We start from the raw sequence: 25,102 nt of genomic DNA, 5'->3' as shown, positions 1-25,102 counted from the left end.
TTTCTGCCATTGCCCAAGGCGTACGAAAGGACATTCAAGAGGCTGCTTCGTCCAGGTACCAGACATTCAAGTGCCAGCGCACCGCCGCGCACCAGTGAAGGCCGGACCCGATCATCAATATAATGACGCCAAGTGTGGGCGCGCCTTTACTGGCCCGCCTTGCTTTGCCTAAATCTTTCCACGGCTTCTTCGATCGCAGTGTCGGGGTTCTGTGGGATGATGTTGACAGGTATCACCACTTCGCAGTCGACAGGTTCCAAGCCCCCGATTGCCAACTCAGCAACCGCGTTGCCGATTACGCGATGGAAGTACGTCGCATAGGCACGGACATCGGTCTCATCAGGCTGAACCTTATCCGTTTGACACATGCTACCGTCCTCAAGTTGTGTGTGAATTCTTCCGTTTTTGAAATCCAGCACGAAGACAAGGCAGATGGTCAGTCTGGGATTGAATAGAACCACCCTCACGACACCCGGCCCAATGGCATCCACGTGCATGGTCATGTCTTCCAATCCGGGGACAGCACCATCCGGCCAAAGACCTACGGCAACCTTTTGACCTTGCAGTCCATCAACAGTGGCTGGCACCTTTCCCTCGCGCAGTTCCTGTAGCGTGCGCGAATCCATCAGGTTAGACCACGGCTCCAGCCGATCACGGACACGATACGACTCGTGCGCGTCCGGCACCTGTAATTCTTTCAGAATGTACAACCTTGCCAATCCTGCAATCACATCCAAGTCAGCAGACAGCCGCCGCCGGTCACTGGGTATGTCGGGGTCTACGATGTCCTTGCCTGCGGTAGCATGCGCGACTGCGCAGCGCCCGCTTTCAAACAGGTGCATACCGACATCCAAACCATTGGCCCGCAACTCGGCAACGCGCGCTGCCGTGTTGTCTGTCAGTGCGTCAAGGTTCGCATCGATCCAGGCTCCCTTTTGCCTGCCATCTGCGAACTGCGATTCAATGACCTTGTAGAAACTGAGGAACGCGTAGCTGTCATGTACATGCTGGAGCCTGCGTCCTTCACGATAGAACGCGAGTGCCTTTCGTGTATTTTCGTCCCGCACAAGCGGCATGTGGTTGCAATCAAACGCTTTCTTCCCAAATACGCCAATGGTGGAGAAGACGTTACGAGGGTCACCGTATAAGATGGGATGACTGCCATGTGTATAGCCGCTGACATCCACGTATCCACCATTGAACCATCCAATGATTGAGGTGAATCTGTACACCTTGGATAGTGCGTCATCAACATTGACTCGGTCGCAAGCCACGCTGATGCACGGGGGAGATGGTTTCCCGTTTTGTTCAGTTCCCCGAATGATGTAATCTTCACCGTCATAGCGCACCCATACATCGTCCTTGGGCCACGGAACCGACGACGCGACACCCGCAGTCAGCCAGCCCATTCGACTGCGTAGTTTTCTCTCTACTGCCTCGCCGAAGTAGTGCGGTATGTACGGTGCGGTCATGAGTTATACACCTTTTAGGAATTTTGCTTTGCAGCGCCCAATTGTAGGCGTCTTCGCGTATCCATCGACCCTGCGCACACGAACAGACAGGACCACGTCCTTCCGCCAGATCACACCTGGCTTCGGCAGATTGCGGTCCGCCCCAAGCGCTTTACAGCAATGGCAATAGCGGCGACCGAACGACTGAAACGGTCGACGACCTTGCCACCGATCGCCTGTGGGGAAGACATCGGCCACAACCTGTCGCTCAGGGATTTGGGATACCTACCGCTGAATTGGCTGCTTCACTCTGGGACCTGACGGACGAGGTACGCCCACTATTCGACCGAAGCCGCCGTTTGCACGCTCCGTTTGCTGTCATTCCCAATGACCTGTTCGACACGCGCCGAACAGGCGCTTAGGCGCTTTGTCAATCTTCGCTCGGACTCCAATGCAGCGAGGCTTCGACACGTCGACGGAAAGGAGTATCAATCTGACGGGGCGCGTTGCGCACATATTGTTCGGCCACTTCGCGCGTTCGGCCTTCGAGACCGGCCAGGTGCGCGCTCACTTCATCAGCGCTCGCGCGATACCCGTCCTGCCCGCCGAACTTCGGCGGGAGTGCTGTCCAGACAACACCGTCTAGCCCGCACGACTGCGTCCACTGATTGAGCGTCGGCATCGCGGCGGGCGGTGCACCGTCCGAGCGTTGCCACGCCCCGACATGCTTTGGCCAGTTTTTCTCCGGTATCCCTTCGCGTGCACCAAGCGCCCGGCGCGCGTCTTCGACGCTCGTCGCGTCCTTGAGCGCCCACAGCACGCGCACAGGCTGACCGCCTGCGTCAATCACCAGCGTTATCCGCCCGTCCTTCGACTGTCGCAGGAATTCGACCGGCGCGAGCGGACCATCGTTAAACCATCCCCTTCGAATGGGGAGTTCCCGCGCATCCCAAACGAGAGAACCCCAGCCAAGGCACGCTATCGTCTGCATTCTTTTTCCTTGCGTTGGTTTTGCGATTACCGTTGCGTGTCGCGATGACTTGCTCCGTAGTGCCGCTCCCGATGACAGTTCGGACACAGTGCGATCGCGTTTTCAACCGCGTCCGCGCCGCCTTCTGCAAGCGGTTGACGATGGTGCACTTCGAGATACGGGCGACCGTCCGCGCGCAGGAATGGCGCGACCTGATCGCAGCCTTGGCACACGCCGTTCGCCAGCATAAGAACTTCCGCGATTACATCGGGGTTGCGTCTGAAGACCCGCGTCAACACGATTTGCTGTTCCGGCACCGTCCGCGCTTGCTGGAGTCGCCGCGCGCGCGCTTCGGGAGTATCTGCCAGCGCCTTTGTCACCTGATCGTCAAGCGGAAGGGACGCTTCATCGAACACGGCCATTTCGCGAAGCCTACCTACGAATTCCGCATGAACGCGGCGCAGTCCCGGTTCGTTGCCCGTTATGTCATGCAGATACGTGATGTGACCCATGACCGATTGCAGCGCGATCATCAGGTCGCCGGGACTACCTTCGGCAATGCGGCCAAGCATGAATCGAAGCCCGTCTGCGCTTACGATGGTTTTGAATGTCCTGCCCCGGCGCATGGCGAGAAAGCAGCCGATGTATCCGCTCGCGGTGCGTTCCGCAATGCCATATTCTCCCGCAAGGGTCTTTTGTGCATCGGTCAGCTTTGCCTTGCCTGCAAGCACCTGCCTTGCTGCCTCATACGCTGCGGCAAACACTTCTTGCGTAACCGTGGCGCGCGCCATGTTTGCCGATCCTTTTTCGATTGTTGACTAGCAATCATAAACCGTCCGTCAGTGAACTGGCGCGCTCAAGCCTCCGCGATCAATTCACGCGCGAGTCGCAACATCGTCATCCGCGCGAACTGCGCGCGGCTTTCCGCCTGTCCTTGAATGAGCGCTTCAAATTCAGTTGCGGCCAACGGCCGATGCAAGCTGTGGATGACCGAGTTAGGTCGACTTCTGCCCAAAGCAGATCCGTTGACCCGGTCTCTTTTCGCCGACTCAACGTCGGACCGGGTCCGGCCGTGAACGGTCTATCATGACTGTCTGTTTATCGGCTGGGCATCAAGCATGGCCGGACAATTGAGCGGGCCGTCAGCGACGCCGCACCATAGGTCCCATTGCCACTTGGCTATCTCATCTCTCAGATCCATGAATGCAGGTCTCACACCTTCTGAATGCCTGGTCAACGACCTGAGCACCCGCAGCTTCATGAGGCTGTGGACGCACCCGAACCCCGTCGGCAAAGGCGGGAAAGAACTGTGTGACTGCTTGGTGGTGTGCGGCCCCCACATCATCATCATCTCTGTGAAGGAAATCGAGTTTCGTGACACGGGCAACACCGTGGGTTGGGAGCGGTGGCAGAAGGCCGCCATCGACAAGTCGGTCCAACAGATCTGGGGTGCCGAGCGTTGGCTTCGCGTCGCCGATCGCGTGGTTCGCAGCGATGGCCGAGAGGTTGTGCTGGCGCCAAAGTTGGATCGCCGCTTCCATCGAATCACGGTCTCCCTAGGCGGCAGAGGGAACGTCCCCCTGAAGTGGGGCGATTTGGGTCACGGATTTGTCCACCTGCTTGACGAGTTCAGCTTGCAAGCCTTCTTCAGCGAACTCACGACGATCACGGACATCGTTCGCTACCTGTTGGCTGCCGAACGCATCTTCGAACGTGGCGCCAAGCCGGTCTTCGTTGGCTCCGGCGCAGAGGACCTGCTTGCGCTCTATGTCCAGAACGGCGAAGACTTTGGCCTGTTCGATCCAGACACGGGTGAGCCGGCGCTGGCGCTGATCCAAGAAGGCACCTGGGAAGCTCTGATCAAACATCCTGCCTACCTTGCACGGAACAGGGATCTCGAGTCCTCCTACCCTTGGGACCGGTTGATCGAGCATTTTGTCGAAGACCTCCTCACGGATGGGATGTTCGACATGTTCCGCAGGGAGGTCACGCAAAACGAGCTCGCACTGGTCGCGATGGCGATGCAACCCCGTGGTCACCGCGCCAACCTTTCGGATGCCTTTCTGGAGTTCCTGCAGCCGACCACCAAACACGTGGCAGCAAGAGTTGTCGTCGCGGACTGCCAAGCCGCGTTCGTCTTCACAGCAGGCGATTCGGCAGACCGCGAGCTGCGTGCCCGCGAACTGATGCTGCGGTGCCTTGTCGTTCGCGGCCGATGTAGTTCAGTGAAAACGGTCGTTGGCATTGCCACAGACAGACGGCAAGCGGGAAAGCGAGGCCACTCCTCGGACATCATCTACTTGCACATCCCGGACTGGGATCCGGCCGAGACCACAAAGATAGATCTGATCCAGGCGGAACTCGGCTACTTCAAGAACACCCAGTGGCCGGCTTGACCATGGTGCGCGTCAGCCAAGGCAGCACTTCTTGTACTTCTTGCCGCTGCCGCATGGGCATGGGTCATTGCGACCGACCTTGGCCCGCGCCTTGGCGGCGACGCGGAGCAAGGCCGTCAAGTTGGCCGGCTTGCCCATGTTTTTCGTTAGCGCGTCCATGGTGTCGTCCTGCTCCCATGGGAAGTCCAGATTGAGCCCAAAGCGCAGCGCCTGATCACTTGGCCGCACACAGACCCCGAACCAAGTCTGGGCATGCTCGGTGTATTTCCGCGCATGGCAGTGCCTTTGCAGCGCCGGACCGGCAACGCCAATCGGGTCGTCGTTGCAGTGAATCGTGAGGCCTGTGCCACCACTGCCCAGACCCACGGTGACATCATGATTCTTGCCATCAGCGATACCCTGCTTGGCAAGCTGTTCGATACCGGCGCTGACCTCAAGCACAGTATCCTCGCCGAGCGTCAGCAGCGTGAAGCCAAGGTCGATAGTCGCGGGATCAGGCCGGGCTTCGATTGCCTTGACCATGCGCCCCAGTGCCGTCGTTCTGAACCGCGTCAAGATGCCTTCGGGGGTACCCTTGCCGGGGATGCCTTCGCGCCGGACCAACATCGCGAGATCTAGGTCGGCGGAGATATCGTCGTCCAACATGACCATGGTGTGCGCACCGTCCACCCAAAGATTTTGTTTCAGGTGGTAGGACAAGATCGTCAGCTCATGTGACGCCATCAGCTTGTCGGTGTACCCAGTCCTGCGATCTACATAGCTCAAGAAGTGCAGCGGAGAGCTCAGCATTTCGGTCATGGCGTCGAGTGCGAAAACGTCCATGACGAAGGGCGGCGAAATCGTGTCGGTCGCCGTGAACTTCAGGAATTGCCGGGCCTGAAAGCTCAACGCCGGATAGTGATCAGAGACCAAGCAGATTATGTAGATTCGCTTGAGACTTACCGGTAGCGTCACGGTGTTGCCGGCGCCATCTTTGAAGGAGCACTTGCCTTCCTCGATCAGCTTCGCGCAGCGATAGGCTTGATCGCTGGAATCCTGAATGCTCTTCTTGAAGTCGTCCTTGATCTGCAGATCATTGCCCCTCCGGGCCTCAAGCGTCAGGCGTTTAGATTTCGCCTGCAAGACAAGGGCGCGATTGCCGAACAGCACCAGCACATCGATTTCAGCGAGCTTGGTGTCCTTCGATTCGTAGATGTCGATGTTGACAAGCACGTTCTCCGCACCGAATACCTGCCGCAGGCGCTCAACGGCAAACTGCTCGACGAAGACGCCGCGGTTCCGCATGGCGGTGCTGACAAAGGCCTTATCAGCACCCATCCAGTAGAACGGGGCTTCATACAGCGCTTCCACAAGGCTATAGATGTGGAAGAGCAGGAAATTGCCGTCCGGCATGCGGATGAGCGGGCTGGCGTTGGCGATATTGAAATCGTGCAGCGCCTTGAACTGTTCGTTAGTTGCGCCTGGCGGGATCGCGAAGGCGGAGAGGATCCGATCGACGATTACCGGGTCGATTTGTCCGTGGTCGGCGACTTCCTGCACCGAGAATGCATTGCCGGGCAGGAAGGTCCGCGTCTCTTGTGGCTTTCCACGCATGGCCCGCACGACGGCGATAGCCTTTTCATCTTGCAACCGGGAAACGGCAAACACAACGTTGCGCGCTTCGTGGATCGAGAAGCCTTTGTTGGCGATGAGCCACGGTTCATCATTCGCGTACTTTGCGGGTGAGAAGTCGCGGTACTGAAAGCTGTACGCGGACTCACCGCTATAGAAGATGGGCTCGCGCAGCGCAGCGGCACTCGTTAAAGGGTTGAAGCCCGCCTCGGCGATCTTGGTGGGATCAATGTCCAGCCAAAGCGAAGCCGCCATCGCGTGGTGGATCTCTTCCAGCAGCGCTTCCGTAGCTTCGATGTACTTTTCAAGGACAGGGGGTTGCGGGAGCGTGTAGTCAATCGGGCTCTTGAGCATGAGCCCGATGAGGGTCGATGTCTCAGTGCGGATCAGCCGGCTCTTCGAAAAGAGGTGCTGCATATCCTCGGCCTTCATCTCGCCCGAATACCGGATCATGTTGTCGCGGGAACAGAGATAGGCAATGGCATGCGCGTAGCCGGGCGAGGCGCAGAGCCTGGCCAACTCGTCAAAGATTTCTTGCTCAGCTCGCATCGTCTTCACCACCCATGCCTCCCGGAAAACTATTCAATCGCGTCGTTACCCGCCACTCACGGTCCGATCATGGGGCACGCAACCTATTCTCTACCAAACGCAAGTGTCGTCTATCCACAGCGTAGACATACCGCTCTGCTTGCCTGTGCGACTCCGACCGGCAGGTTCAGGGCGACGATTTCAGGTCTGTGGAGGTCGCCTGTGGGTCGATCAGAGCCAGTCGTCGTCGGGCTCAGTTCGGCCAACAAGCGTCATTCGCCGACACCAGCGCTCGGACACCGGGACGTCGCTTCCCCCCAAGAAGCGGCCATTCGATTCGCAATTTTGAATGTCGCTTCGTCGGCCAAAGCCACCGATATCTGATCTTTGATCAGGAGGCTCAGTTGTCATTACGCCATCCAAAGGAGTGAGTCCCTCCAGATGCTAAACGGGATGATGCGATCAGTGCGGTGGAAACATCAGTGCCGTTCCTGTTCGTTCCCCCACGCGTCTACTAAACTCGGAGAAACGTCATGTCAGCAACTCAAAAACCTGTCAAGGCAAAGTCGCATTCGTACATGGCCATGGCGGTTCACGTGGCATCGGCGCGACCAATTGTGATTCCCTAAATAATTAACGGCGGCTGAAAGTTGCTACTGGCGTCTCAGGTTCCGAGGGCGGCTGCTTGCCGTTGCCGACGTACGCGACTCTGATCATCGCTTCTTACGACGCCGGCGCAAGCCGCCATTTCGAGTGCGCGAGTGAGTCGATCACCCTTCAACCGGCAAGTCTCTCCTATCGCTGACTGCCAAGTTGTTGCAGCCGATTGCACCTGTTTGACCAACGCCTACGGACCGTGGTGTTGGAATCTTCGATGTCAGGTTTCAGGTAGTTGGTGCAAACGCCTGCTACCCGGACATCAACAAACGATCATGAGACGTGCCCGTCATTCTTTTATGGCTTTGCTTCCCCTGAACTCAAGACCATGAAAGAAACTAACAAACAACGGTTGTCGCCGCGACAAAATTCGCAAGGAGGCGAGTTAAACGCATAATTAAGGAATACCGAGCAAGTGATAAGCATCGTATCTAATTCAAGTTCCAAGGGTGTGAGTGTTAATCGCAAAAAATGAACTTTTCACGCGTTCATAATGTACTAATATTGCTCATGCGCTTCATCCCGTCGATAAAGTACAACCGACAACCGGGGGCTGACATGCAGATCGTGCAAGGGTGTTTATATGTTTGTTTAATTCTAGACATTGCAGGATGCGCCGCAATATCGCCACGATATCAACTCGCGGCTGCTCCGTTGATGAGCGCACCCGACACCCCGTCGCCCGCAACCTTCGCGCCGGCAGATTCGACTGCTCAAGCTGCGGGCGGGGCTGCTAGCGTTGGCGGTGCATCCCACGTCGCAGGTACAGCTGATGGATTGAGCAAAATCCAAGTCGTTCATTTGCTAGTTCAGGACTCTGAACAAAAATGCTTCACCTTTATCAACTCGCTATTCGCGCAAACGGCAGGGTCGAGCTTCATTCTCGACATGCTCAGCACGATTTCCTCTGCGCTTGCTACTGTGTTCACACCGCTGACTGTCACGCATTCGTTGTCAGCCGGCAGTACAATTTTTGGCGCTGCAAAGACTAGCGTTAGTTCCGAATATCTGAATACATTATCAATATCTCATATCTCTCAATCGATTCAGGCTACTTATCAGACGGATATAAACGGGTACCTTAAGTACCTTGACAACTTAGATCCGACCGAGCAGCAAAACATTGACGTATTTGCAGAACGCTCAAAAATCCTTGCTTATCATAACGAGTGTTCGTTGGCTTGGGCGGAAGGAACGATCTCAAGCTCCCTAACACCAACTAATCAACCCGGAAGCACCCAAGCCGCCGCAGCGATAAGTTTCACATATAAAGTTCCTACACCTCCCCAGGCATCACCAACTGCACTGGCTAAAGATCTCGCCGTAGCGATTAGCGCAGATCCAACCTTTAAGTCGGCTGGCGTGAGCGCGGCCCCGGTCGCCAACGGAACCATTTCATTTGCTATGAAGAAATCATTCCAACTCAATGTCGTAACTTCGCCAAGCGCAAAGGAAACGGCAACTATTACCAACGACAGTTCGCCCATAACGCTAACTATTGGAGGGGTACCAACTGCAGGCGACTCGATCACGGTCAGTGGTACCCCCCCGGCCCCGTCGTCAAGTACTCCAGCTGCGCCTCAACCTGCAAGCAGCACCACCGCTCGGCAACCGTCGGCTGCGCCGGCAGGTCCTGCGCTAGGAAAAATTATGTAAGTCATCGTGGCAAAGCGGTTCGCACGAGCATCAATGAGCGCGCGCGAGACTTGGTAACGACAGCTACGGCGCGCGATACACGACACTTTTCTGGAAAAATCGGGCGTGCCGTGGCCGTTCGTTCACTGGCGGCTCTTGACGGAATCACTGCTCGAAGATGCGTTGCTTTGCATTCCGGCCGCACCTCAAGCTGTGGTTCGTGCGCCTTACGCGGGACATCCGCGCCGACGGGACGGGCTTTCCGGATCTGATCCGTTTCTGGCCCGCGCTGCGCCGCTATAAAATGATCGAGGTCAAGTGTCCCGGCGAGCGGCTCCAGGACAACTAGGTCCGATGGCTCGCGTACTGCGCGGAGCGCGGCATGCCGGTGCGCGTGGTCCATGTTCGGTGGGCGCATGAGGCGGACGCAGCGGCAGGGATCGCCTGAGGGCGCCGGTGCAGCGCCGGTCACTGCCGCGGACCGGAAGGCGCAACCGCGACGGCAATCGAAGCCGGTCAGCACAGAATGGCATACGAGCCTTCATGAAGAATATTCTTGGAGATAAGTGTCGCGCCCCCCGGTTAGTCTTATGTCGGGCTCCCCCTTGGCAATGACGACATACACCGCGAATTTGCGCTTAATGCTTTCTTTTTCGATCGAAGAGGTGAAGACCATGAGCCTCGAATCCTCTTTTTGATCGTGCTATTTCGGGTTGTTTTTTGCAAAGCAACAAAGAGAGTGGCGACCACCGTCTGCCACCGATTTAAAATACTTCTTATACCGATGAGGACGAGATCCGAGAAGCGCTCGCCATATTCGGACACAAAACGGGATAATTCGGACGTCACGCCCGCCAATCTTGCCTGTGCAAATCCTTCGAACTATATTGGGACCACTTCAACCGGCAGGGGGCGCGATAATGAATCGACGCACTTTTCTTGCAACCTCAGTACTGCCATTAGTCGCGGCCTTTCCGACATTGGCCCAATCTGATGAAGAGAGCGAGATTATAGGCCTCACGTGGCCTCCGTTGGAGCTGCTCAATCCCGATGACAAGAACCATAAAAACGAGCAATTTGGTTATAACAAACCTACAGAAGATCAAAAGAAAAAAGCCAACTTGATGCTTCAAAAGGCGCCGAAGGGCCCTCACGCCATCGACGTGGCGCAATACTTCGTAACCACCTATTACGAAAGCGACCCAGAATCGATATCTCAGTGGCCCGCACCGGCTAATTGGAACCCGCTGATCGTCGATTTTTTTGACGCGACGGATACAAAGGGGACTACGGACATGATCGCGTGGTGCTCAGCCTTTGTTAATTGGTGCCTGAGGCAAAACGGTGCGCTTCGTTCCAATAACGCCTCCTCGCAGTCATTCCTCAAGAAGCCATTTGCTCGTACCACCGACCCTAAAGTCGGCGATCTCGCAGTATTCACGTGCTACAACTTGGCAGGACAGGACATGGGTCTCGGGCACGTCGCTTTTGTAAAAACGCCGCCTGCCGACGGGCGTGTGCTATTGCTCGGGGGCAACATGAGTTCTGGTGGACATGGGAGCATCATTTGCCAAGAAACATTCTCTGTCGGGAGTTTTGCAACAAGCAGGACCGTCGGTAATAAACGCGTGCCTTGCACGATGCGGCTAAACGCATATATCCAAGTCGTTTAGGCGGACACGATGAAGTGTTTCCTCTCAGCCCTATTGCTTGCGAGCGGCGCAGCTTTTGGCGTGACTCCGTCCGAAATAGTGTCCGTCAATTCGCATGGGATCGTCTATCTAGAGGTCGAAAATAGCGATGGAGGCATGACCGATCACGGGACTGGATTCATTGTTTCTCACGACGGGTATGTCTTGACAGCAGATCACCTCAAGCCTGCTCCCGGTCAGCAACTGGTTGCCGTGATTGGCCAGCGTGCCGGAACGAAATTTCCTTTGCAGTTCCGCGACACCGATGAGAACGCGGACGTCGCTTTATGGCAGCTTCCGCAGTCCGCAACCTGCCGATACTCCGTCTCGCTCAGTGCCGAAGCGGTGAAGCAGTTTGACCGGCTGGTCGCAGTGGGTTTCCCCAATAACGATGGCTTGACCCCGGCAGCCATCTCCGTGGCGAACACAACCTCCGCGATGGGATTTTACAAATCTGACGGATTTCTGGCCCCGGGCAACAGCGGTGGCCCGATCTTCAATGAGGCCGGTTTTGCTGTCGCACTCGTGGAAGGGGGCGGGCGGCCCGGGACAGAGACCAACGATCTCATTCCTATAGCACCCGCGATTGCGCTGCTCAAAAAGCATGGGGTGCAGGCGGGGATCGACACGCAAATACCGTTCGACATTTCTTGCTACGCAACGTGTCCCGCCCGAGAGAACGGCGTGGAGCGGTGGACGAGCCAGACGGATTGGCATGCACATACGGGCGAACTGAGCGGGGGCAGTAACCCTGTTGTGCAATGTGACATTCTAAAAGCTGCGCGTCTCGCTGGCGATCCCGACAGCGAGATTGATTTCTACCCGGGGACCGCTGGCCACGATGAAAGCAGTTACAAGAAGTTTCCGTCGGGCGAGCAGGTCTACACCTATAAGTGCGGAGGGGTGGTCAAAAGCGGCCCAGTTTACATAAACAAGCAGTCCCAAGCGTGCGGTCTCTGGCAATGATCGGCCTTCATTAGGATCGGGAACTAGCGGTGCGTGGGTTACGCATCGAGTGTAACCCGCAGAGAAGACAGAAGTTGGCGCACAAGAGCAGTGCTTTGGCACTTCAGGGGTACCAATTTTAGATGAAAACAGGACGGCAGCTTACTGCAGCGACGCACTCACACTCCCGACCCGTTGCCGGCACTCGAGACGGACGCGAGATCGCCCCTTCTGCTCCCGAAATCGGCCCCTCGTAGTCGAAGCACTCCCTACCGACGCTGATAAACGAAAAGGAAACCCGACCGCCATTCGCACACAAGAATGGCCGACGGGGAAAACGAAGGAGTCCGTTTGGTTGGTGCTCACTCTAGGAGACATCTATGCGCGCAATAAAAACACTCTGGCTGTCGGCAGGCCTGTGCCTGACGGGCGTACTCGCCTCACCTTTGTCATCGGCCGACGACACACCATGCGCACTCCAACGCCCGCGTGCCGTGAATCTCGATGTAATGAAGCCGATTTTCATGAGAACGCTGTGCGTCCCGCCAAAGAACCAGTTGCCCGGCGCACCTGCCGTAAGTTGCGACGTCGAGTGGCTAAGGGTCTCTGGATTGATATCGAAGCTGGTTGTCGATCCACGCGCACAAACCGTAGGCACGGCCGCTTATATGCTAAGCACGACCTACGTGGAAACAGGCGCTCGAGGCTACGACCCATCCGCACGCGAATATGGGTCCAAGACGCAGTTTGACCAATACTGCGAGCTCATGAAGCCGAAACCGGAGAACTGTCCTTACTACGGGCGCGGTTGGGCGCAACTGACGTACTACGAGAAGTACTCGCGAGCGCACGACATGCTGGGGCTAGACACGTTACACTATCCCGACCTCGTCCTGAAACCAGAGAACTCATACGAGATTCTCGTGGGCGGGATGACTGACGGAGTATTCGAGGTGTATCGGGACGACGATCAGGGAGGGTGCCCGAAGGGTTGTCAGAAACCGATACGATTGGGTGATTTTGTGAATGACAAGTTCGTGGATTACGCTCGGGCCCGCGCGGTCATTAACGCCAACCGAGGTGGCTCTATGGACGTGATGTACAAGGATCTGGGCTACATACCGAAGCCTGAGCATATCAACGCATCTTCCGTTGGCGTCAGTGCAGCGAAGAAGTTCGAGACAATGCTGTGCACCGGGATGGGAATCTCGAGCCGTTAGCCGCCCCAGTTCTGCTCGATGTCGTTTACGTCAGCAATCTAGGGCATTGCTGAGGTAGAACCCAGGCCACCTCAACGTCTATTAAGGCCGAGGAGCGGTCGATGCATGCTTATGGTCGAACGACCGTAGTATCTTGGAAGCCGCCGCTAAGGTCGCACTGGGTCAAAGGGCCGATGTGGGTAGGCTACGGAAACTCGCCAACATTCGATACCGGAGCGTGGGCGTATCAGTACGCTGTCGTGTTCGGCAGATCGGACATCGAGCGACGTCGCTTGATGATGCTAATTTGCTAGGCTTGCTGGACAAATGGCACGACTTTCGACGGCGCGAGATGATCATCGAATCGGCGGCCGATCAGGGAGTCGTAATTGGCCACATCAATTGCAACGATCGCCCGCAACATTTCCTCAAACGCGTTGCCATCCTCTAAATGGGCGACCAACACACGAGCGGTGCGCAGGGAAATTGTTTCCGCGTAGGGAGGGGCGCCGTTCTCTGCTTCGAGGACGAATCCGAATCGATCGATCTGTTCGGATTCCCCATCTGGCACGGGGGAGTGAGGCACGATGGTCGCCTTCATGGTGAACCTCTTGTATGGGCATGCCGAAGAGATCCACGGACTCGCCGAACTTCTGAAAAAACTCCCGCTCGGAGCGGGAGGAGCATTTGGCTGAGAGACAGCGCCGCTGCAAAGGACGGTGCATGTTATTAAGTTTCTCGTTCGCCGCATAGCCAAGAAAACGAAACGCTTAATTTCGCAGATCTCACCGACGTGGCGAGTTGGGCCAAAAGGTATTGCGTTGTGGGGTCGGACTGGTCGGGCATTTCCAGATCCTGAACAAGCGATAAAGTCGAGTGTGGACGCCGCTCGCGGCGCTATACTGTATATTTATACAGTGTCTACCCATGTATCTCCAAGTCGTCGCCATGCGTTTTCACGGCAAAGCGTTAGAGCAGTATCAAATTCGTGCGGCGGAATCTGTGCGTGCGGAGGTGATCGTTGCCCACGAAAACTCCGACGCGCTAGGGCGATACTCTGACGTCGCGAGAGCGAGCGCTGCCGGCGACGGGCGGGAGCAACTCTTGCCTGCGCTGTACGACTGCAGGCTTGCCCACATGGGGCACGGCGGCTTTGTTCTTTCTGGTTTGGAACTGATCGGTTCCATCGCATTCGCTCAAAACTGGTGGTGTCGTCCGGTCGTCCGGTAGATTGCGGAGTGACAACAGGCGGCCGATCGTTCCATCATGCGGTGACGATTCCAAATGAGAGGTCGCACCATGTGCTACTCAGCGCAGATCGTGGCGGACTACCGCAAGTACGTGAAGATGTTCGGCCCCGACATGGATGTCAGGGAGTTCGCCCGGCTCTACTGGGAGCGCGCCGAGGGCAGCGGCGCGAAGGTCCCCAAGGGCATGGATGCCCCCTTCATTACTCCTGAAACGGAAGATGAACGTCGCATCAAGGAGTTGATCGAGCGGTACGACGCGACTCAGATGACGAAGCTCGAACAGCAACTGTTCAAACAGCGCACGCGGCTCGCAGATGCGGAGCGCATACTCCAGACCAAAACCACAAAGTCGGCCATCGAAAGCAAACGGATTGCCACGAGCAAAATCGACGGCACGCTGCGCCGGCTCGACGACCTGCGTCGAACCGAAGCTGCAGACCGTGATTCCCGGATATTCCCCGGTCAATACGCTCCCGTTATGGTGATGGAGAATGGTCGGCGCGTCATCAAGCCAATGCGCTATCAATGTCGGCCGGCAGATAAGCCCGCGATCTACGATGTGAAATACCCCGGAACCTACAACGCGCGGCGGGATAACCTGGAGGGTTTCTGGAAGGGGCTTTTCGGTTATACCCAAGGCTTGATGCTAGTGACCGCCTTCTACGAAAACGTCAGTCGATTTCGACTCGAAAATCGCGTGCCGCTTGAGGGGGAGAAAGATGAAAACGTGGTCCTGGAGTTCAGGCCCACCCCACCCCAAGAAATGCTGATTGCATGCCTGTGGTCGCGCTGGCAGGGGAAAGACCAGCCTGATCTGCTGTCGTTCGCGGCCGTTACCGACGATCCGCCGGAGGAAATAGCTCTTGCCGGCCATGATCGCTGCATCGTCCCCATCAAGCCCGAACACATTGACGCGTGGCTCAATCCAGACCCCGCGAACCTCGCCGCGCAGTACGCCATTCTCGATGACCGCAACCGCCCATATTACGAGTACCGGATGGCGGCCTGAACTAGATCGTGAGCACGATGCGAATGGACTTATCCGCAGGGGCGTGATGAATCAACCTTGCCGCCGCGACGAGGGGTCTTGCGGTGTTACTAACCTATGGCTTGACCCCGAGTCGTCGAGTCGATCAGCTTGATAACGAGATCCATCACACCACGGTTCGGAGAAAATCCAAACTGCAACTGGCAGACCGGCGCTGGGCCTACTTGCGGACCTCGAAGCGCCGAAAGCGTGAACGCAGATGCCGTGCTGGAAAAAATGAGGGCGGTGACTGTTAAAGCGATGCTCATACAAACGATTTGAATCTTCATTTAGAAAGGATTCCTATATTTTTCGTACCCTGCAGATTTGCCAGGGTCGTTTCCGACATTAATCGTGCTCGCCCCACTGCGCGTGCATGCGTTCGCGTGCGGCGGCCAGCTTCGCCGCTATCCAGCGGTACTTATTGATAATGCTCTCCTCAGGTGAGCGCAAATATTGAGCGACCATCGTATCGAGCGCTGCATGGTGAGGGAGTAGGCCGTTTAAACCCTCATCGAACTCGCCTTGATGGATGTGCGAGAAGTAATCAATATAGCGACGCCCGTCGTCGTCTCGCGGTAAGTGGTCGTGCCCAACCTCGCATATCTCTTCTTCTGACATTGTGTCAGGCCAACGCGCTGATTCGAATAGGCCCTTTTCGATCAGGATGCGTGGTGTTCGAGCGGTCCTCTCAAGCTCATAGGCGTCGATAAACGCCGGACCGAACGCGAAATCCCCATCGTGGTACATCGCACCGCGTGCGATACCGCCGCGCATCAGGATACCGTTCTGCACCAACTCGATCGACAGGAAGAACGCGGAGAACACGAGATTCAGAAAGCCAAGGTCGTCGACGGGCGCCGACATCACGATAGAGTCTGAGAACTGCGTGGTACTTATGGCCGCATAGTCGGGTGCCGTCACCTTGCGCGCCTTTTCGAGCGCTGACAACACTTGCTGCGGGGTCCACCGGCCTTCGCGGATGATGTTGGTAAATCCAAGCATGTCAGCGAAGAGCACATATCGCTCTTCATAGACGGGGGTGGGCTGTGCTGAGGTTGTCATTCAAGATGTCCGTTCGGGGCCAAGTACCTGTTTAAACCGAGATAGCCGCCCCATTCGTATGTGCGATAACACACCTTCGGCGAGACGAGTGGCAGACATGCACGTGAATGTTGTCTAAGCTGCTATCCAATAGCGTTGCCCTGCTGGGTTGCTGTTCAACTGATCCTGTGACTCTCTGGAGATAAAGGTGAACCGGCTCAATAACATCTTGCTACTGACTGGCTGCGCTGCCCTCGTCCAGATCGCCGCCAAATCGGTCAGCGCTGAAGTTACGCCAGAATCCGGAAAAGTGCATATCTCCGAGCTCAAGAAGATAGCAGGAAACTCGCTCTGTGCCGCGAAAAACTGGACTGATCGTGGCCCGGCTAAACGAAGTTATATAGAAGGTGTTGCGCTTGTCTTCGCAAGGTCCGCATGCCAACCTAATCGCCCTGACGTGAAGGTTGTCTCTCGCGCCGTAGATGTAGCAAACCAAAGGACAGACGCGCTGGCGGTCTACGACCCACGCTTCAGGCAACTCGGCATGGACAACAGCGTCTCCGGCATCGACACTTTGCGCCATAGCTATGTGCTTTTGCTCGGACTAGGTATGAGAGAAAGTTCAGGAAAGTACTGCGAAGGTCGCGATGTGAGTCAGTGCTTCGATAAGGCCGAGAGCGCGGAAGCCGGGCTATTTCAAACGTCGTATGGTGCCCGGAAGGCCGATCCAACCCTAGAAGGTCTAATTCGGCTCTACAGTGGAAATCGGACTGGTTGCATGCTAACTGAGTTTAAGGACAATCTCTCTTGCAGGATAAGGGCGAGTAGCAATCCAGCATGCCCGAATGCGACAAGTGATGTCATTGGGTCTGGGCCAGGTGCCGACTGGCAAAGACTGACCAAGTCGTGCCCTGCTTTCGCCACGGAATATGCAGCGGTCGTTCTTCGCACCAGCGGTGGCAACAAGGGCGAGTTCAACCCGATTCGCAAAGGGCAGGCAGAGCTGGAGCCCGCATTGGCAGGACCTCATCCCGAGGACAAGAAGAACTCGGATTGCGACACAATGCTGAAAGGAATACAAAACTACGTGCGGGAAAAGCCTGATGCCTGCGTAGCCTTAGAGCAACCATTGGATTAGACCAAGTCTCTCATTTAGGATACCAGATCATCAGCAGAAGAGGCCAAGTGATGCATGTAAGACCGTATTCCGGTCAGGGGCGAACGCGGTTCTTGGAGCTAACTAAATCTAATAACAGGGCTTTACTGATTGGCAAGGCCCAGGCCCTTGCATAGGAGAGTCTCGAAGTTCTTCGCAGCCTTCTCGCCGTCGAGAGCCCTGTCCAGTCTGTGGGGATCCGGAATGAAACCCTTTCCTTCGTAAATCACGTCATTGCAGGGCTTGGGCTTGCGGTTGGCATTTATTACAGCCCGCGCGTGAGCGTAGTGGGTCTTCTGAGTGTTTACGAAGTCGCCAAGCGCTACACCGGGGCCGCATTGCTCCGGTTTGCCACATCCGCCGCCAGCCGTGACCCGATATATTTCGAACCACCGCTGCGTCATGCCCTTCACGAGAATGGTGTAAGCGATTTCGGGGTCCAGCGCGAGGTCCTTGTTTTCCAATACGTTGACGTCTTTGCCCTTGAACTGCGGCATCTGCGCCAAGCCGTTGGTAACGCGCTGATACTTGTCCTTGTAGGTGAACTGAACCCAACCCCGACCTGTCCACGGGTAATAGTCGGGAAGCGTGCGGCGCGTGTCAATATGTTCGACCGTTGCCTCCTTGTAATCGTATCTCCCACCTATTTCAAGGTCGACGGTGGCCAGCATATATGCTTCTGAGCCGACCGGCGGTACTTCGTTGTCTGTAGAGAGCCTTGCAATCAGCGGAGATAAGTTGCTTCAGCGAGCGTCGCAGCGCGCTTTGGTGCTAACGCCATCATCGTTACAGAAAAATTTTCGGAAGCCGGGCTCTATTGTGGGCAGGTCGATCTGCTTAGGCTTTTGCAACGCGCACCTTTGCGCTTGCGCCGCTGTGACTCCAGTTCATGCCACTCCCGTCGCAAGTGAGGCTACGAAAATGCGGAGAAAGGCCCATCCGACATACAAAGTGATTCGCTTCATCCGGGCCTGCTCCCTGATGCAGTTCCCCATCTTTGTAGGAAAGTAACCAGATGAAGGATAGGACACGGCACTCGCGAACGGAAGTATTGTTTGAGCGTTTAGGCTCGTCGCAGCGAACTCCACGTCCACAAGAGGGCGGCCGAACGCATCCGGGCATGGGTAGTCAAGCTGCAGCGCCCGACGATCGCCCCGCTGAGCTTCCGAGTGATCTCGAACGACGTTGCAGAACGTTTGTTTTTGTATTCATGATGGAGAACCTAGAACTGAACGTCTTGAAGCAACGCTCGCTGTGCTTTGAACATCTTCCGATAGCGACGGATCGTCCGCGGTCGAAATCGCGAACTCGTTGATCTTGCGCTGGCTCAGATCACTTTCGCGCAACGTACATGTCGTGCGTTCAAAATGGTTGCAGAGTCGCCCGGTGCTTACGCACGAATCTCGAGCCGGCAGGCTGTTGATGTCCACACAGAATTGACCCCCAACCGCGCCGACGCCTTAAAGTGGTACAGGAGCGCGTGCTGATCTTCCTCGAAGCACGGCGCGGCCCGCTGAAACCGGGCCATAAGTTTCCGTTCACCGTTTCCGTCAAGTGGCCATTCGAGCGGCCCAGGCCACTCGCTCAGACAGCGGACCTTCAGAAATAGTGGCTGTCCGAGGGTAAAGGAGTAGCAAGCACGTGGAGCTGCTCAGCATCGCGTACTGACCCTGGTCGACCTCGGTGATCAGGAAGACGCTCGCATAAAAGCCTGACGACGCGTCGCCCAAAGCAGCCATTTCACCATCCAAGGAGGTGTCCGACAAAACCATCTTTGCCGACCAGGTCGTTCGATGGCCCCGGGCCGTTCTGGATGTCGTTCCCAATATCCCCAAGTTTCTTCTGAACAAATCCATCAGCACCCACTATGTCATTACTGGGTCCGGGGCCGTTTTGCAGGTCATTGGCTATGTCTGAAGCCTTCTTTATCAAAACGCCGTCTTGTCCCACAATGTCATTGCTGGGGCCGGGGCCTTGGGTCACGTCTTTCCATGCATTCGTGACAGTTTTGACGGCAGTATTATTTTCTCCAAAGCAGCCTTCGCCCCCGATCCCAGCAGTCATGCATTTCTCTAGCTCATTCATTGTTAGTTGAGTCCCCACACAACCAGCGAGGGCGTAAGGCTGACCACCTGTTGTCATCGCGCAGTTCACGAAAACCTGCTGCTCCGGTGTGAGGCTGCTGCCCACCGAACAAACGGCCATTTGCGTATAGCTACCTTTGTTATCCATTACGCAGGCCGCGATTTTTCTTTCCTCCGGTGTCAGCTGGTTACCCGCTGCACACAACCCGGCCTTCCTGTAGTCATTTATATTGTCAGCGACGCAGCTATAAACACGTTTTTGCTCCTCAGTTAAATTGCCAGCCAATGCGCACGCCCCCATCGCGCCGTAGTCGCCGTTATGATTAACCGCACATTGAAAGAGTTTTGCCTGATCGTCTGAGGCCGGGAACGCACTCATGCTGCTTAAGCAAATTAGGAAATCATCACCTTTTCGGTTTTCGCTGTATCTGCTGGCACAGGTTGCCACGTAGTAAACGTCGGGGTCGAGGTTATCTTTGTTCGCACATATCGCAAGACTGGCATTGGAGTGAGACCTGTCAAGACACTTAAGGATGCGCTCTTGCTTGTCGCTCGCCATGTTTCGCATCCAACATTTCGCAAACGCATCTCTTCCGTTCTGGATTTGTCTCTGGCAATTCAATGCTGCCGCCTTCGGATCCGTTTGTCGCTCCGTCAAAGTGATGACCATCCGATTACTGGCGTCCGCTGTTCGCCTAATGAAGTTATGACCATTGCACCTCGTGTCGAGATTTCTAAAAAAGAACCTGGCATCATCGTTAGTACAAAAGTAGCCGCGATCAGGATTCTGTCCGCCGTCCCACTTCAATGTTCCACCGACTGAGTTCGCATAATAGTAGTAGTACTTGCTTTTTAGCGGACCAAGAATCGGTGCACTACACTGACGGGGAGGGACGCTGTACCAGCCTTTCGAAAGCCACACACCGTCTTCGTTCCACCCAATTGCAACATCGATGCTTTCACCGGTGTCGTTGCATAGGAATAGACCGGCGCGTGCGATTGACGGGAACGCAGTGACCGCGAGCAGGTATGCAAGTGTTATCAGGAGTTTTTTCATAACCATCTCGCCTCGGTCAAAGTCGAAGTCTCGATTTATATTTATTCTTCGATCGAATGCTCCTCACCCGCTTGAGTCTAGGCCAGACCAATGCGCAATCCAAGGAAATTTCCAGACGTTGCGACGCGCACGTGGCGGGATTGAACTTACGAATATCTGATTAAGAGTACAAATTAATAATCAGTAGCGGATTGCATTGATGTAGGTGTTTAACTTGGAGCGGATGCGATTTGAGATACAAGGGTGGCGGCTCGAACGGCCCGCCAGTTCGAGTAAATCACGCCTGGTGTGTCCTTCGGCCACCCCACCCGCTCAACTCGAATCTCTCCCGGGCCTTCGCGCAACATCATTTTTAAACAAAAGCCCACCAGTTCAGCAAGAGACGGGGCGTAAGCCATCCGATTTGGCACGCCGTCGCGGTATGCTGCACCTAATCGTCCGTCCACAGAGCCCGTCGATAGGCAGATGACCCACACGACGATGGCCGACTGCGGAAGTTCGGCACAACGCCAAACCGTTGGCCGGGAGCGACATCGAACTTCCGAGATCCGGCCATGAAGCGACGTTCACTTGATGCGCCGGTTGGGCATTAAAGCGTCGGTAGCACATCGAAAGCGGTCACTGAATCTAGCGAACTCGGTGGCGGCTCGTCGGCCTTTGCCGACATTCGAAGAGGTCGGGTTTAAGCCAGCAATATTGCGGATTGCCGACGCGAGTGGCACCGAGCAACGGGAGGGCCGTTGTTTGAACACACAAGGCATCGTCATGCTCGAAAGCCCGTGACCGCCCGATCGAAACTATGCATGGACTGCGATGCAATAGATTTTCTACCCAACCTCGCGTTTTGTAACCGCTGACGTATCATAATATGACGTCTAGGCGCCATTCAACTTGGTATCTTAATTGGCTCCAAGGGGCGAAAGTGTTAATCATTGGGAATTTCGTTTCCCATCATAATAAGAGGCGTCGCGTGATTAAGCGAATTGACAGCATAGAAATCGAAAACGTCAGGGGCATCGAGCAAGGTAGCTTTAAGGTGGATCTCATTCCTAACAAACCTACCCTCATAGTCGCTCCGAACGGTTTCGGAAAAAGTTCGATTACATGCGCCTTTGCATCACTCAATTCGAAGCGACTTGACCTACACAAAGACAACTTTCATATAGGAGATGACACTCTTGAACCGAGCTTGAAGTTACGTTACACGATGAATGATGGCTCCAAGCAAGAAAGGAAGGCCAACGTCGATGCGAATGAGATAGCAACTGTGTTTGACATTAATGTTATCAACAGCCAACTGATTTCTAAAGCAAAAAAATTGAAAATAAGTGGCTCTATGGTGGTGACCTCTGCGATCGAAGTTCAGCCAATTGTCCTTATTAAAACCATCCCACCCGCAGCCAAATTTCCATATTCGTATTCATTAGCGAAGAAAAATTTTGGCATAAACGGAAGAGTTCTCCCAAACATTGCGACATTGCTAACCAACGACGCCCTTATGAGCAAGATCGGCGCAGATGTCGATTTCTCCAAACTAGGGCAAGTGGGTTTTTTAAAAACGATTGATATTTTTAAGAACGCAGTGAACACGGCTTCCGGCAAGTTGGAAGCCGTTCTCTCTAGTGTTTCGGACCCGGCCCTGCAGTCAGTAATGACGGTGCCATACATACAGCAAATTTGTGAGGCGGTCCATAGTTCGGGAACTGCAATGGCGAGGAACGTTGACCGAGTTCTCGCGGCGCTACAAATCGCAGAAATTTATGCAAAAGACAAGCCTGTCTTTAAGAAGGCTGTCGAATACTCAAATTACAGATGCGAAAAGGCTGCATACATGCAGACCTTCTCGTCATTAAAAGGGACTTGGAAGAATATTGCCCCCAAAGAAACAAAAGAAGGGCTTATCGTAGAATTCCCGAAGGCAAGCCAAATATCAAATGGTGAACGCGATATTATATGTTTCGTGGCCCAACTGAAAAAGGCTAAGCTCAAATTTAGAAAAAACAAATGCATCCTAATCGTAGACGAAATATTCGACTATCTCGACGACGCAAATCTTGTTGCTTGCCAATATTATATAACTGAAATCATTTCGGAGTTCAAAGCTGAAGGGCGTCAACTGTTTCCGTTAATAATGACCCATTTGAATCCAGGATTTTTTAGAAATTTTACGTTCAGTGAGCAAAAAATTTGCTATCTAAGTAAAACTATTGTGGCGGACAAGGGAGTCGAAAAGCTGATTATCAAGCGGATGGATAAGTCAATCGAAGAACCAATCTCGAAGTATTTTTTGCACTTTCATACCGATGAAAAAGACCTCTCGGCGGAGTTCTTAGCGCTTGGATTGCCGTCATCACTCGCCGAATCGTCACTGTTTATAAAACACTGCATGCGCAATCTAGATAAATATCTTGCCAGCGAGAGCTACGATCCGCTGTCAGTTTGCTGTGCCGTGCGCCGACGCGTTGAGGAGCGAGCCTTCAGCCTACTCCACGCTGCGGACCGATTTGAATTTCTCTCAATACACAAGACGACTTCGAAGCTGGAATTCGCGCAAGCAAAGGGCGCGAATATTCCTGACATTTGTTTTTTGTTAGGCGTCGTTTACAATGACGCTTTACACCTCAGAGAGAACCAAGATAATTTTTCTGCGCTTGGCTCGAAGCTCGGAAACCTGACAATCAAGCACATGGTCGGCTGCCTCTAAATCCCATTAACAGGAGACGCTAATGTATGCCAATTAGCTGCTGCGAGTCGAAGTGGAAGTCGATTGAGGACTCGAAGGCAGTCGAGGATGAGAATATTCTGTAACCGCTTGATCGTCGTTTTGCTTCCGCCGATCCATACATAGCAGCGAATGCGTCGCATAGCTAGAGCAACAATAACCAAACAAGATAAAACATGGAAAACCGATTATTTCTGGAAGCGAGTCGAAATTCAGCTGAACAGCTTACTCAGCTGTTTGACTTCGTTTGGCCAACATCGGCGGCGATTTGGAATCTTCAGTGGCAAACAATAGGGTATTTGACACAAGTGCCCGATGCGACGGATGACGATCTTCGCGCAAGGTTTGTCTTAGGTAGCGGAATTCGCGGGGCAAACGTTAGAAGAGTAATAGATAATAACAGCACTAATCAAATTCAAAAATGGTTTGCTCGGTTGCTTTTGGCAGAAACGTGCGCATTATTTGAAGGATGGATCGAATCTGCCATTAAGGAACTTTTAATACCTTCGTCAATTGCCGGCTCGGGAAATAATAAGCTCGACAAACGTCTTCAATTTCCTACGATTTGGGATCAATCAAATAATATAACCGGTGGAGTCCTCTACGGCATACAGCAGGTTAGACAATCGGGAAACCCCTTTGTAGTATACACTTGCTTCTCTCCAGCGATGCGTGCTAGCAAAAAAAATTGTGCACCAAAGATCAACGAACTTCTAATCTGTTACCGCGCGTTTAAAGAGGTTAGAAATAACTTTGTACATCATGGCGGTATCGCCGATCAGAAAGCCGAGAACGCGTGGACTAAGTACGACGCATTGACGTTGACAGCACTCGGCTTGAAAGAAAAACCGATTTTGAATCAAGTCGTGGCTGGCCAACTCGTCGATCTATCTGTCCGTGGCGTTGTCGGCCTTAGCGATGTAGTGTTTCGACTCATCCATACATTGGATTGCGAACTAAGTGAATCTATTTACGGTGAAAATCTGATAAAAAAACGTTGGCAGCAAATGCATGGAAGCACAAGACTTCTTAGTAAAAACACGCAGGTACGCGACCAGGAGCTCATCAGGTTGACTTTACAATGCGGATTTCCTAGACCGAGAAATCTTAACGCCCTGTACGCGGATTTAAAGTCGCAAGGACTAGTCATTTAGCAGCTATGTCTGCGAAAGATGAGTCGTGCGCCCATTATGCTCATCGTCGCCCACCCTTAGACCACCCGTATGTTCGAGCTGCCCGGTCCCCAACACTATGCATTGAACGAACTTCTCATTGCATGAACACCGACCGTTCCAACCAGAAAAGGGGTCCAGCGCGGAGCCCGCGCCGATCGGAAGGCAAAGCCTTGGGTTCGCTGATACATATAGCTGCCGTCCTCTCCCACGAAGCCGCCGCCGTCGACAGTCCGTCACATGCCCGCAGCAGACGCGGTCCGGCCGGGTGTGTCGGCTCAGGTCGGCAAGTTGCAGGCCGAGACGCCGCGTGAATCGCCGTTCCAGTTTGCAACTCGCCAGAGCCCCCGCTTTGAGGCAAAAGGCAGTTGAGGGTCGCAGGACCCGTTCGCTTTCGGCGGGACTGGTCATTCTCGATCACCGATCTAGGAATGACTAGAAAACGCCCCATATCCGCCTGACCAATGTCGATGTTGGAATAACGGTTTTGCCGATAACTCGCCGAAC

At 54.6% G+C, this 25,102-nt stretch carries 20 protein-coding genes and 2 pseudogenes; 12 read left to right on the top strand and 10 right to left on the bottom strand.

Features of this window, described 5'->3' with window-relative positions; genetic code table 11:
* Positions 1-146: 146 nt before the first annotated feature.
* The 3 genes from mauJ to ACSQ83_RS34855 all read right to left on the bottom strand — a co-directional run bounded on the left by mauJ (position 147) and on the right by ACSQ83_RS34855 (position 3,212).
* Complete coding sequence (gene mauJ / locus ACSQ83_RS34865) at positions 147-1,472, bottom strand: methylamine utilization protein MauJ (protein ID WP_436231240.1); 1,326 nt, start codon at positions 1,470-1,472, stop codon at positions 147-149.
* 409 nt (positions 1,473-1,881) lie between these two features.
* A complete protein-coding gene (locus ACSQ83_RS34860) occupies positions 1,882-2,442 on the bottom strand; it encodes a hypothetical protein (RefSeq protein ID WP_436231239.1) in 561 nt (186 codons plus the stop codon).
* 26 nt (positions 2,443-2,468) lie between these two features.
* Complete coding sequence (locus ACSQ83_RS34855; RefSeq protein WP_436231238.1) at positions 2,469-3,212, bottom strand: HNH endonuclease; 744 nt, start codon at positions 3,210-3,212, stop codon at positions 2,469-2,471.
* 408 nt (positions 3,213-3,620) lie between these two features.
* Between ACSQ83_RS34855 and ACSQ83_RS34850 the strand changes: the two genes are divergently transcribed.
* Positions 3,621-4,817, top strand: a complete 1,197-nt coding sequence (locus tag ACSQ83_RS34850) for a hypothetical protein (protein WP_436231237.1) — start codon at positions 3,621-3,623, stop codon at positions 4,815-4,817.
* A gap of 12 nt (positions 4,818-4,829) precedes the next feature.
* On the opposite strand, the gene ACSQ83_RS34845 is transcribed toward ACSQ83_RS34850, so the two are convergent.
* Both ACSQ83_RS34845 and ACSQ83_RS34840 read right to left on the bottom strand, forming a co-directional pair.
* The gene (locus ACSQ83_RS34845; RefSeq protein ID WP_436231241.1) at positions 4,830-4,955 is read right to left on the bottom strand and encodes an SEC-C metal-binding domain-containing protein; all 126 of its coding nucleotides are present in this window, start codon (positions 4,953-4,955) and stop codon (positions 4,830-4,832) included.
* Between the two features lie 864 nt (positions 4,956-5,819).
* A pseudogene (locus ACSQ83_RS34840) lies at positions 5,820-6,101 on the bottom strand (nuclease-related domain-containing protein); the annotation flags it as partial.
* 2,070 nt (positions 6,102-8,171) lie between these two features.
* Here ACSQ83_RS34840 and ACSQ83_RS34835 point away from each other — a divergent pair.
* The 5 genes and pseudogenes from ACSQ83_RS34835 (at position 8,172) to ACSQ83_RS34815 (ending at position 13,104) form a co-directional block, all read left to right on the top strand.
* Entirely contained in the window at positions 8,172-9,269 is a 1,098-nt protein-coding gene (locus tag ACSQ83_RS34835; RefSeq protein WP_436231236.1) for a hypothetical protein, read from the top strand.
* Positions 9,270-9,365: 96 nt separating this feature from the next.
* Positions 9,366-9,696: pseudogene (locus tag ACSQ83_RS34830) on the top strand (VRR-NUC domain-containing protein); the annotation flags it as partial.
* 472 nt (positions 9,697-10,168) lie between these two features.
* A complete protein-coding gene (locus ACSQ83_RS34825; protein WP_436231235.1) occupies positions 10,169-10,921 on the top strand; it encodes a CHAP domain-containing protein in 753 nt (250 codons plus the stop codon).
* A 9-nt stretch (positions 10,922-10,930) separates the two neighbouring features.
* Positions 10,931-11,905 (top strand): S1 family peptidase, encoded by a 975-nt coding sequence (locus ACSQ83_RS34820; protein ID WP_436231234.1) that lies wholly within the window; start codon positions 10,931-10,933, stop codon positions 11,903-11,905.
* Positions 11,906-12,264: 359 nt separating this feature from the next.
* On the top strand, positions 12,265-13,104 hold the full coding sequence (locus tag ACSQ83_RS34815) for a hypothetical protein (protein WP_436231233.1): 840 nt from the start codon (positions 12,265-12,267) through the stop codon (positions 13,102-13,104).
* 289 nt (positions 13,105-13,393) lie between these two features.
* Here the strand turns inward: ACSQ83_RS34815 and ACSQ83_RS34810 are convergent, their stop codons facing one another.
* A complete protein-coding gene (locus ACSQ83_RS34810) occupies positions 13,394-13,684 on the bottom strand; it encodes a hypothetical protein (protein ID WP_436231232.1) in 291 nt (96 codons plus the stop codon).
* Positions 13,685-14,010: 326 nt separating this feature from the next.
* Here ACSQ83_RS34810 and ACSQ83_RS34805 point away from each other — a divergent pair, with 326 nt between their 5' ends.
* Positions 14,011-14,313 carry a hypothetical protein gene (locus ACSQ83_RS34805; protein WP_436231231.1) on the top strand — a complete coding sequence of 101 codons (303 nt, stop codon included), beginning with the start codon at positions 14,011-14,013 and terminating at the stop codon, positions 14,311-14,313.
* 69 nt (positions 14,314-14,382) lie between these two features.
* Positions 14,383-15,342, top strand: coding sequence for an SOS response-associated peptidase family protein (locus ACSQ83_RS34800; RefSeq protein WP_436231230.1), 960 nt, complete (start codon positions 14,383-14,385; stop codon positions 15,340-15,342).
* Between the two features lie 89 nt (positions 15,343-15,431).
* Here the strand turns inward: ACSQ83_RS34800 and ACSQ83_RS34795 are convergent, their stop codons facing one another.
* Positions 15,432-15,650, bottom strand: coding sequence for a hypothetical protein (locus ACSQ83_RS34795; protein WP_436231229.1), 219 nt, complete (start codon positions 15,648-15,650; stop codon positions 15,432-15,434).
* Between the two features lie 58 nt (positions 15,651-15,708).
* A complete protein-coding gene (locus tag ACSQ83_RS34790; protein ID WP_436231228.1) occupies positions 15,709-16,425 on the bottom strand; it encodes a hypothetical protein in 717 nt (238 codons plus the stop codon).
* Between the two features lie 187 nt (positions 16,426-16,612).
* On the opposite strand from ACSQ83_RS34790, the gene ACSQ83_RS34785 reads away from it, so the two are divergent.
* On the top strand, positions 16,613-17,542 hold the full coding sequence (locus tag ACSQ83_RS34785; protein ID WP_436231227.1) for a hypothetical protein: 930 nt from the start codon (positions 16,613-16,615) through the stop codon (positions 17,540-17,542).
* A gap of 122 nt (positions 17,543-17,664) precedes the next feature.
* On the opposite strand, the gene ACSQ83_RS34780 is transcribed toward ACSQ83_RS34785, so the two are convergent.
* A complete protein-coding gene (locus ACSQ83_RS34780; RefSeq protein ID WP_436231226.1) occupies positions 17,665-18,231 on the bottom strand; it encodes a hypothetical protein in 567 nt (188 codons plus the stop codon).
* 1,069 nt (positions 18,232-19,300) lie between these two features.
* Positions 19,301-20,701 (bottom strand): DUF1036 domain-containing protein, encoded by a 1,401-nt coding sequence (locus ACSQ83_RS34775; RefSeq protein WP_436231225.1) that lies wholly within the window; start codon positions 20,699-20,701, stop codon positions 19,301-19,303.
* 970 nt (positions 20,702-21,671) lie between these two features.
* Between ACSQ83_RS34775 and ACSQ83_RS34770 the strand changes: the two genes are divergently transcribed.
* The 3 genes from ACSQ83_RS34770 (at position 21,672) to ACSQ83_RS34760 (ending at position 24,967) form a co-directional block, all read left to right on the top strand.
* Complete coding sequence (locus ACSQ83_RS34770) at positions 21,672-23,405, top strand: hypothetical protein (protein ID WP_436231224.1); 1,734 nt, start codon at positions 21,672-21,674, stop codon at positions 23,403-23,405.
* 194 nt (positions 23,406-23,599) lie between these two features.
* On the top strand, positions 23,600-24,577 hold the full coding sequence (locus tag ACSQ83_RS34765; RefSeq protein WP_436231223.1) for a hypothetical protein: 978 nt from the start codon (positions 23,600-23,602) through the stop codon (positions 24,575-24,577).
* A 258-nt stretch (positions 24,578-24,835) separates the two neighbouring features.
* Entirely contained in the window at positions 24,836-24,967 is a 132-nt protein-coding gene (locus ACSQ83_RS34760) for a hypothetical protein (RefSeq protein ID WP_436231222.1), read from the top strand.
* The last annotated feature ends 135 nt before the right edge of the window (positions 24,968-25,102 follow it).

This window comes from Caballeronia sp. LjRoot29, assembly GCF_964252755.1.
GTDB lineage: Bacteria > Pseudomonadota > Gammaproteobacteria > Burkholderiales > Burkholderiaceae > Caballeronia.
This window is presented reverse-complemented; position numbering and strand designations above follow the sequence as displayed.